Source organism: Microvirga sesbaniae (assembly GCF_025460805.1).
GTDB classification, from domain to species: domain Bacteria; phylum Pseudomonadota; class Alphaproteobacteria; order Rhizobiales; family Beijerinckiaceae; genus Microvirga; species Microvirga sesbaniae.
In genome coordinates, this window is sequence record NZ_JAMXFJ010000076.1 from 1 (window position 1) to 9,390 (window position 9,390).

7 protein-coding genes are annotated in these 9,390 nt (G+C 66.6%); 5 read left to right on the forward strand and 2 right to left on the reverse strand.

Annotated elements, in window-relative coordinates:
- Positions 1–601 (reverse strand): phosphate acyltransferase (locus tag OCW50_RS32150; RefSeq protein WP_262300315.1); only part of this gene is annotated, 601 nt, incomplete at its 3' end.
- A 263-nt stretch (positions 602–864) separates the two neighbouring features.
- Positions 865–1,314 (reverse strand): helix-turn-helix domain-containing protein, encoded by a 450-nt coding sequence (locus tag OCW50_RS32155; protein WP_262267560.1) that lies wholly within the window; start codon positions 1,312–1,314, stop codon positions 865–867.
- A gap of 494 nt (positions 1,315–1,808) precedes the next feature.
- Here OCW50_RS32155 and OCW50_RS32160 point away from each other — a divergent pair, with 494 nt between their 5' ends.
- The 5 genes from OCW50_RS32160 to OCW50_RS32180 form a co-directional block, all read left to right on the forward strand.
- Positions 1,809–3,455, forward strand: a complete 1,647-nt coding sequence (locus OCW50_RS32160; RefSeq protein WP_262300316.1) for an L-serine ammonia-lyase — start codon at positions 1,809–1,811, stop codon at positions 3,453–3,455.
- A gap of 75 nt (positions 3,456–3,530) precedes the next feature.
- The gene (pflB, locus tag OCW50_RS32165; protein WP_262300317.1) at positions 3,531–5,867 is read left to right on the forward strand and encodes a formate C-acetyltransferase; all 2,337 of its coding nucleotides are present in this window, start codon (positions 3,531–3,533) and stop codon (positions 5,865–5,867) included.
- A gap of 11 nt (positions 5,868–5,878) precedes the next feature.
- The gene (gene pflA / locus OCW50_RS32170) at positions 5,879–6,700 is read left to right on the forward strand and encodes a pyruvate formate-lyase-activating protein (RefSeq protein ID WP_262300318.1); all 822 of its coding nucleotides are present in this window, start codon (positions 5,879–5,881) and stop codon (positions 6,698–6,700) included.
- A gap of 9 nt (positions 6,701–6,709) precedes the next feature.
- Positions 6,710–8,278 (forward strand): aspartate:alanine exchanger family transporter, encoded by a 1,569-nt coding sequence (locus tag OCW50_RS32175; RefSeq protein ID WP_262300319.1) that lies wholly within the window; start codon positions 6,710–6,712, stop codon positions 8,276–8,278.
- 148 nt (positions 8,279–8,426) lie between these two features.
- Positions 8,427–9,390: porin (locus tag OCW50_RS32180; RefSeq protein ID WP_262300320.1), on the forward strand; the 964-nt coding region annotated here is incomplete at its 3' end.

A 9,390-nucleotide genomic window follows, 5' to 3' on the forward strand; every position in this document is an offset into this window, starting at 1 on the left:
TCGGGTTCACGGTCTCCATGGCCGACAGGATCGCGACGCGCACGGGATCGACCCGGAGGGCCCGGGCGAGGTCGATGGCGTTCTGCACGATGTGAACCTTGTCCTCCAGGGTCGGGGCGATGTTCACGGCCGCGTCGGTGATGATCAGCGCGGTCTCATGGGTCGGAACGTCCATGACGAAGCAGTGGCTGATCCGGCGGGCGGTGCGCAGGCCCCCTTCGCGACGCACGATGGCGCCCATGAGCTCATCCGTATGCAGGCTGCCCTTCATCAGGGCTTCAGCCTGCCCGGATCTCACAAGGTCGACGGCCGCTTCTGCGGCGGCGTGACTGTGCTGGGCATCGACGATGCGCATCGCGGACACGTCCTTGCCGAGCGCCGCCGCGGTGGCCGTGATCCTGGCCTGAGGCCCGACGAGGATCGGCTCGATCAGGCCGAGATCCGTCGCCTCGAACACGGCCCCCAGGGAGGCCGCATCGCAGGGATGCGCAACAGCCACCTTCAATTTCGGCAGGGACTGGGCGACCGCCACCAGCCGGTCGTACTTGTCGTGCCGCCGCCGATCCTGGGACATGTCTTGGGATTGAACCGCAACCGTCATGCTGGCCTCCGCGCTCTGCTCCCGCTAGAGCCTCGGACGTGAAAAGTGGACACCACTTTTGGGATTCATCCGAGGTTCCCTCTCTTGACCGGCGCATCGGATGACGCGGCCCTCCGGGTCCGCACGATGCGCTAGACGGTCGCCTCAGGTTGCCGGAGGTGTGAGTATGGCGGCTCCATTCCCGGCTGCTTGACCTGTTGGGCCATCGTGTTGACAGTTTTGGACTGCGGTCCCGAAATGACCGGCCGTCACGTACGGCCATGTCAGGTGGGATCGCCCGTGCGGCGGCTCGAAGGAACGCCGGAATCCCGGTGGCGCCGCTTGTGGATCCGGGGCGCTTTGCGAAGACCTGGGTGATCGCTGCGCCATGCCGAAGGCGTGTGTCCCGACCAGCGCCGGAAGGCGCGCGTGAACGCGCTCAGTTCGGAGTATCTCAAGACTGCCGCGATCTGGCTCAGCGGCATGTCGGTATTTTCAAGAAGATCGCAGGCAATCTCGAAGCGGATTTCGTTCGCCACCTGCCGGAAGGCGAGGCCCTGATTGCGCAGGTGCCGGCTCAAGGTGCGCCGGTGCATGGAAAAGAGACGGGCGACGCTCACCGCGGAGCAGGTGTCCCGGAACAGTTCGATCCGAAGCACCCGGCGAAGATCGTCGGTCAGGGAGTCGAGTCCAGAGGCCGAGGGCGCTTCGTCCGCCCGGCGGGTGAACGACATCTCCATCGCTCCTTCCCCTTTCCTGCACCGTTCAGCCCCGCGCGCAATCCACAGAGCACGGGCGAGATCCCATCTGGGCATTCTTGGACGCTACGTTACGGGAACGGCCGCGTTCCGCCCTGCCGGGTCGACGACGCGGAAGCATTCTAGGCCAAGGGGAGCGGGATGCTTGACCGGTCTGGACAATCTCTTGACAGTTTATGCCGCAGGCCGTCCGCGACGGCGGCATCCCGCTTCAAGCCGGGGCACCTGCCCGCACGCGCGTCGGTTCGGCCGCCGCATGATCGAGACTCCAGCTTGACTGAAGTCCGGCCTGTCCCGTCGATCGGGCATTGCACTTCTCAAAGTGTCAAGCGAATGTCCCTTTCGGTCAAGCACCGCCGCCCGGGCATCCTAAGATCATGCTCAAGGGAAGGATATCCTTCCGGCAAGAACGGAAGCGGAGACGCCCGCAGGCCCGTGGCGCCTCCAAATTCCGAACAGGAGGACGCGCCATGACTCGCTCCAGCCAGGACGACGAGCTGCTTTCCACACCGTCCGAACCCGTCAGCCCTCCCGCGGGCATCGACCGCCGGACCTTCTTCGTCCGCCATGCCGCGATCGGCGCCGCGGCCGTGATGACCGGCACCACCTGGGCGCCCGAGGCCCGAGCCCAGCAGGCCGCGACGGAAGCCGCCGCGCAGCAGGCCAAGCGGGAAGCGGCTGGCGGCGACGCCGGCCTCAAGATGAGTTCGGCACTGTCACCGGATCTCGACGTCGTCAAGTCGTCGAAGGGGCCGGTCATGACGGTGGCGGACGAGTTCTACAAGGTCGGCCCCGGTCCTTCGAGCTCCCATACCATCGGGCCGATGCGGATCACCTACGACTTCTACCAGCGCGTCGCGAAGCTCCCCGCGGACCAGCTCTCGCAGGCCACCGGCCTCAAGGTCCATCTCTTCGGCAGCCTGAGCGCCACGGGCAAGGGCCATGGCACCGAGCGCGCCGCCCTCGCCGGCCTGGTGGGCAAGGAGCCGGCGACGGTCGACCCGCGCTTCCTCGACGAGATGATCGCCAAGCCCGACCAGACCTATCCCGTGAAGGTCGGGAACAAGACGTTCAACCTGTCGCTCGCCGACATCGTCTATGATGCGACCAAGGGCGACTTCCCGCACCCGAACACCATGACGGCCCGCCTCATGGCCGGCGACAAGGTCCTCTACGAGCAGGAGTACTATTCGGTCGGCGGCGGCTTCATCGAGTGGAAGGGCTACGAGCCGCCCAAGAAGGGAGCGCCGAAATACCCCTATGCGACCATGAAGGAGCTGCGCCAGCACGCGGAGAAGAATAATCTCTCGATTGCCGACGTCATGATGGCGAACGAGGTCGCCGTGTCCGGCAGGAACGAGGAAGAGATCAACGCCTTCCTGGACAAGATCGCCAACGCGATGATCGCCACGGTGAAGACCGGCCTGTCCTACAAGGACGACGTCCTGCCCGGGCCGATCAAGCTCCACTCCAAGGCCGCCACGGTCTACGAGCGGGCGATGGACGATACCTACATGAGCGACCGGGCCATCGGTCTGGTCTCGGCCTTCGCCCTGGCGGCGTCCGAGGAGAATGCCCGCGGCCATCTGGTCATCACGGCGCCGACCGGCGGGTCGGCGGGCGTGATGCCGGCCATCGTCTATGCCCTGACCCAGAGCGGCCGGGCGGTGCCGATGGACAAGATCCGCCAAGGTCTTCTGGCCGGCCTGGCGGTCGGCTACCTGTGCAAGCACAACGCCACGCTGGCCGCCGCGGAAGGCGGCTGCCAGGCCGAGATCGGCGTCGCGTCCGCGATGGCCGCGGCCCTGATCACCCAGGTCCTGAACCAGCCGCCGCGGGTGATCGAGAATGCCGCCGAGTCGGCCCTCGAGCATCACCTCGGCATGACGTGCGACCCCGTCGCCGGCTATGTGCAGGTTCCCTGCATCGAGCGCTGCGCGTTCGGAGCGGTGAAGGCCTGGGCGGCCGCCATGATCGCCACCAACGAGATCGCGAGCCGGCACCGGGTCGATCTCGACACGACGATCAAGACGCTGTCCGACACCGCCAAGGACATGAACCCGAAGTACAAGGAAACGAGCGAGGCCGGCCTCGCCCAGAACCTGGTGCTCTGCTGAGGCGCCCGGCGGCGCGTGCGAGCCGCGTGAGCGTACCGAACGATGCCGCCATAGGCATCGTGGAAGGAGACCGTCATGGCCGATGAAGCTGTTGCTGCGCAAGGATCCGCCGATACGCTGAAGCACCCCGTCGGAGAGCCGCAAGCCCCACGGGGCCGGGGCGGCGCCTCTCCGGACGACGCGGCTTCGGTGCACGCGTGGGCCGGCTTCGCGCCCGGGCGCTGGCAGACCACCGTCGATGTCCGCGACTTCATCCAGCGCAACGTCACGCCCTATGATGGTAACGAGACTTTCCTGTCCGGTCCCAGCGAACGGACGAAGGCCGTCTGGGCGAAGCTGCAACCGTACTTCCAGGAGGAGATCCGCAAGGGCGTCATCGACGTCGATGCCAAGACCCCATCCTCGATGACGGCTCACGCGCCGGGCTATATCGACCGCGACAACGAGGTCGTCGTCGGCCTGCAGACCGACGCGCCGTTCAAACGCGCCATCATGCCCTATGGCGGCCTGCGCATGGTCGAAGCCGGACTGAAGGCGGCCGGCTTCGAGCCGGATCCCATCGTGCACGAGACCTTCACCAAGTACCGCAAGACCCACAACGACGGCGTCTTCGATGCCTATACGCCGGAGATCATGGCCTGCCGGCGCAGCCACATCATCACCGGCCTGCCCGACGCCTATGGCCGCGGGCGGATCATCGGCGACTATCGCCGGGTCGCTCTCTACGGCACCGACAAACTGCTCGCGGCCAAGCGTGGCGAGCGGGCGCTTCTCGACGCCAAGTGGCCGACCGACGACGTCATCCGCGACCGCGAGGAGCTGGCGGAGCAGATGCGGGCCCTGGCCGATCTCGCAGCCATGGCGAAGGGCTACGGCTGCGACGTCACGCGGCCCGCGGCCGATGCCCGCGAGGCTGTGCAATGGACGTATTTCGGCTATCTCGGCGCCATCAAGGAGGCCAATGGCGCGGCCATGTCCATCGGCCGCATCTCGTCCTTCCTCGACATCTACATCGAACGCGACCTGAAGAGCGGCGCCCTCGATGAAGCGGGCGCCCAGGAACTCATCGACCAGCTCGTCCAGAAGCTGCGCATCGTCCGCTTCCTGCGCACGCCCGATTACGACGCCCTGTTCTCGGGCGACCCGTACTGGGCCACCGAATGCGTCGGCGGCATGGACCTCAACGGCCGTCCCCTGGTCACCCGGACCAGCTTCCGCATGCTGCATACCCTGACGAATCTCGGTCCGGCGCCGGAGCCCAACATGACCGTGCTCTGGTCGAAGCAGTTGCCCGACGGCTTCAAGCGCTACTGCATCAAGGTTTCGGCCGAGACCTCGTCGATCCAGTACGAGAACGACGATCTCATGCGCCCCTATTGGGGAGACGATTACGGCATCGCCTGCTGCGTCTCGGCCATGCGCATCGGCAACCAGATGCAGTTCTTCGGGGCGCGGGTGAACCTCGCCAAGTGCCTGCTCTACGCCATCAACGGCGGGCGGGACGAGGTCAGCGGCGAACAGATCGGCCCGGCATCGACGCCCGTGACCGGCGACGTCCTGGACTACGACGACGTCATGGCGAAGTTCGACGGCATGATGGAATGGCTGGCGAGGACCTATGTCCACGCCATGAACTGCATCCACTACATGCATGACAAGTACTATTACGAGCGCCTGGAAATGGCGCTGCACGACCAGCAGATCCTGCGCACGATGGCCTTCGGCATCGCCGGCCTGTCGGTGGTGGCCGACAGCCTGTCGGCGATCAAGCATGCCGAGGTCAGGCCCGTCCGGCGCGAGGACGGCCTGATCGTCGACTACGAGATCACCGGCGCCTATCCGCAATACGGCAACAACGACGACCGCGTCGACGCCATCGCGGCCGATCTCGTTTCCGCCTTCATGAAGAAGATCCGCAAGCATCCGACCTACCGCAACGCGGTTCACACCCAGTCGGTGCTGACGATCACGAGCAATGTCGTCTACGGCCGGCATACCGGCAATACGCCGGATGGCCGCAAGGCCGGCGAGCCGTTCGCCCCGGGCGCCAATCCGATGCACGGCCGCGACAGCCACGGCTGGCTGGCCTCCTGCCTGTCGGTGGCGAAACTCCCCTATGCGGATGCGCAGGACGGCATCAGCTACACGGTGTCCATCACGCCGAGCCTCAACCGTCTCGACCAGGGCGAGAAGATCAAGCAGGCCGTGAAGGTGCTCGACACCTATTGCGGTCAGGGCGGGTTCCACATGAACCTCAACGTCCTCAACCGCGACACCCTGCTCGACGCCATGGAGCATCCCGACAAGTACCCGCAACTGACCATTCGGGTGTCCGGCTACGCGGTCAACTTCGTGCGTCTCACCCGGGAGCAGCAGATGGACGTGATCAGCCGGACCTTCCACGGTGAGTGAGGCTTGACGCCATGGCCGACGAGCCCTGGGCCCATAGTCGCTACGACCTGCAGCAGGCACGATCTCCGGATGCGCCGGAGACGGAAGGCTTCAACGATCCCAGAGGCGATTTCGGGTGGATCCATTCCTACGAGACCGGGTCCACCCTCGACGGGCCTGGAATCCGGGTCGTGGTGTTCATGAGCGGCTGCCTGCTGCGCTGTCTCTATTGCCACAATCCGGACACGTGGCATCTCAAGGACGGGACGCAGGTGTCGTTCGAGCGCGCCAGGACCGCGCTTCAGGCCTATGCCGCGCCGCTGCGCGCCATGGACGGAGGCCTGACGATCTCGGGCGGCGAGCCGCTGGTTCAACTCCACTTCACCCAGCGGCTCTTCGCGGCCGCCAAGGGGATGGGCCTGCACACGGCCCTCGACACGTCGGGTTTCCTCGGCGCGCGGGCCGACGACGCGTACCTGCGCCAAGTCGATCTCGTGCTGCTCGACATCAAGTCCTGGGACCCGCAGACCTATCGCCGCGCCGTGGGCCAGGACGTCAGGCCGACCTTGCAGTTTGCGGAGCGGCTGGCGGCCCTCGGCAAGCCGGTCTGGGTCCGGTTCGTGCTCGTTCCCGGTCTGACCGACGATCCCGCCAATGTCGGGGGCATCGCCCGCTTCGTCGCGCCGATGAAGAACGTCGAGTGGGTCGAGGTCCTCCCGTTCCACCAGATGGGCGCCTTCAAGTGGAAGGCCATGGGCCTGACCTACGAGCTGTCCGACACGCCCTCCCCGTCGCCCGCGCTGGTGGAACGGGTCCTAGGCCAATTCCGGGATGCCGGCTGTCGCGCAAGATGAGAGGACATGATGCTCGATCTCGTTCGCACCCTGCTCGAGGCCTCGCCCCTGCTGGCGCTGTTCCTCGCCATTGCGGCCGGCTACGCGCTCGGACAGATCTCGTTCGCCGGCGTCTCCTTCGGGGCCGGCGCGGTGCTGTTCACCGGTCTGATCATCGGGGCGATCGCCCCGAAGGCGGCGCCTCCCGGACTGGTCGGCACGCTCGGCCTCGTCATGTTCGTCTACGGCGTCGGCATTCAGTTCGGTCCCCAGTTCTTCTCAAGCCTGAAAGGCCCCGGCCTCAAGTACATTGCCCTCGCGACCGTATCCGTGGTCGCCTCGCTCCTGATGGCCATGGCGCTGGCAGGCCCCCTCGGCATCTCGATGGGAACGGCCGCCGGATTGTTCGCCGGCTCCGGCACCAGCACGCCGACCCTGCAGGCCGCCCTGGCGGCGGCGGGCAACCAGGATCCCGCCATCGGCTACTCGGTTTCCTATCCCTTCGGCGTCGTCGGCCCGATCATCCTGATGACCGTCATGGCCGCCTGGGTCAAACCCACGTTCAAGGCCCCGTCCCAGAGCGTCCGGGTGGCCGAGCTGACCCTCGAGTCCACATGCGAGGATCGGACGGTCGAGGAGGTCTCCGCAATCCTCCCATCGGACCTGAAGATCGTGGCGGTCCGACAGCATCACGTGAATGCGCCGCCGGTCGCCGGAACGAGACTGCACGAAGGCGACGGATTGCTTCTGGTCGGCAACCCGGCCAGCATCGAGCGGGCGAAGGCGGCCATGGGACACGAGGAGCCCGGGCGCATCAGCCGTGACCGGGCCAACTACGACGTAGCGCGGGTCTATGTGTCGAAGCCGGCCTTCGTGGGCAAAGGCGTCCACGAGATCCCGCTTCCGGATTTTCCCGTGGTCATCTCGCATGTCCGCCGGGGCGACGCCGACATCATGGCGTCGTCCGACCTGACGCTCGAGTTCGGCGACCTCCTGGTGGCGGCGGTCCCGTCGAACCGGAAGGCGGACCTCCAGCGTCACTTCGGCGACAGCATCAAGGGCAACGCCGAACTGTCCTTCGTGTCGATCGGCGTCGGGATCGCGCTCGGCCTCCTGCTCGGCATGATTCCCGTGCCGCTGCCGGGTGGCGGCACCTTCAGCCTCGGCGTCGCGGGCGGTCCCCTGGTCATGGCGCTGGTCCTCGGCTGGCTCGGCCGAACCGGCCCGCTGGGCTGGCGGATCCCGGTCGTCGCCAATCTCGTCCTGCGCAACCTCGGTCTCTCGATATTCATCGGTGCGGTCGCCATCGGGGCGGGCACCCCTTTCGTCCAGACCGTTGCCTCCAGCGGCATCCAGATCCTGCTCGGCGGCGCTGCCGTCCTTCTCACCCTGGTGCTGATCACCCTGGTGGCGGGCTACCTCCTGGGCATTCCTTTCGATGACCTGCTCGGCGTGTGCGCGGGATCGACGGGCAATCCCGCCATCCTGGTCGCGGCGGGACGCCTTGCGCCGACGGAGCGGACGGATCTCGGCTACGCGATCTGCTTCCCGAGCATGACCATCGTCAAGATCATCGCCGTCCAGGTTCTGCTGAGCTGATCCGAGCGCCCCGCATGATGCGGGCCGGCAACACCAAGCCGGATTTGCGCGCCGCCCTGGGCGAGCCCGTCCGGGTCTGCTTGACCGTTCCGCGCCCGTCTGCACAATCCTTCATCACACGGCTGGGCGTAGTCTTGGAGCTTGTATCATGGCGTCTGTGCGAACCCTGTTGCTCGGAACTGCGGCGATCATGTCCGGCGGAGCACAGGCCGCCGACCTGCCGGCCAAGAGCGCGGCTCCCGTCGAGTACGTGCGGATCTGCTCGACGCACGGCAACGGCTTCTTCTCCATACCGGGCACCGAGACCTGCCTGCGCGTCGGCGGCCGCGTGCGCGCCGAATACGCCTATTTCGAGCCGACCGACCGGGAGGACGATTCCATCGGGTTTCGCGGCCGCGGCCGCATCAACCTCGATGCCCGCACCGCCACCGCCTACGGCATGCTGCGCACCTACATCCGCTTCGAGCTGACCCACAACACCGGCGTCTATGGCGGCGACAGCGCCATCGTGAAGCAGGCCTTCGTCCAGTTCGGCGGCCTGACCGCCGGTCGGGCGGTGTCGTTCTTCACGAGCCCGGACCTGCCGGCCCCGAACTTCGGCGATCTGCGCTTCGACGATCCGGCGAACGCCGAGGTGAACCTTCTGGCCTACACGTTCTCCTTCGGCAACGGCCTCTCGGCCACCCTGTCGCTCGAGGACGGAACCGAGCGCAGCATCAACAACGAGCTCGATTTCCCGCTGTTCGGCGCCGGTGCGACCGTCCCGGTCTTCGCGCCGATCGCCTCGACCTATGCGGGCGAGATCGTGCCGGATGTGGTGGCCAACATCCGCTACAGGGGCACCTGGGGCGAAGTGCAGCTGTCGGGCGCCCTGCACCAGATCCGCGACGTGGCGGCGGGTCTCACGACGGTCGACGGCGTGACCACGCCCGTGATCAACCCGATCACGGGACTGCCCAATCCGACCCATGCGGATACGGATTACGGGTTCGCCCTGGCGGCTCTCGGCTATGTCAACGTGCCCGCCCTCGGGGTTGGCGATACCGTGTGGATGATGGCCACCTACACGGATGGCGCGATCGGCTATCTCAACACCGGACAGACCAGCGCGA

Excerpts from the sequence above, each read along its gene's own strand:
- OCW50_RS32155 (WP_262267560.1), bottom strand. The coding sequence starts at position 1,314 with ATGTCGTTCACCCGCCGGGCGGACGAAGCGCCCTCGGCCTCTGGACTC.
- OCW50_RS32160 (WP_262300316.1), top strand. The coding sequence starts at position 1,809 with ATGACTCGCTCCAGCCAGGACGACGAGCTGCTTTCCACACCGTCCGAA.
- pflB (WP_262300317.1), top strand. The coding sequence starts at position 3,531 with ATGGCCGATGAAGCTGTTGCTGCGCAAGGATCCGCCGATACGCTGAAG.
- pflA (WP_262300318.1), top strand. The coding sequence starts at position 5,879 with ATGGCCGACGAGCCCTGGGCCCATAGTCGCTACGACCTGCAGCAGGCA.
- OCW50_RS32175 (WP_262300319.1), top strand. The coding sequence starts at position 6,710 with ATGCTCGATCTCGTTCGCACCCTGCTCGAGGCCTCGCCCCTGCTGGCG.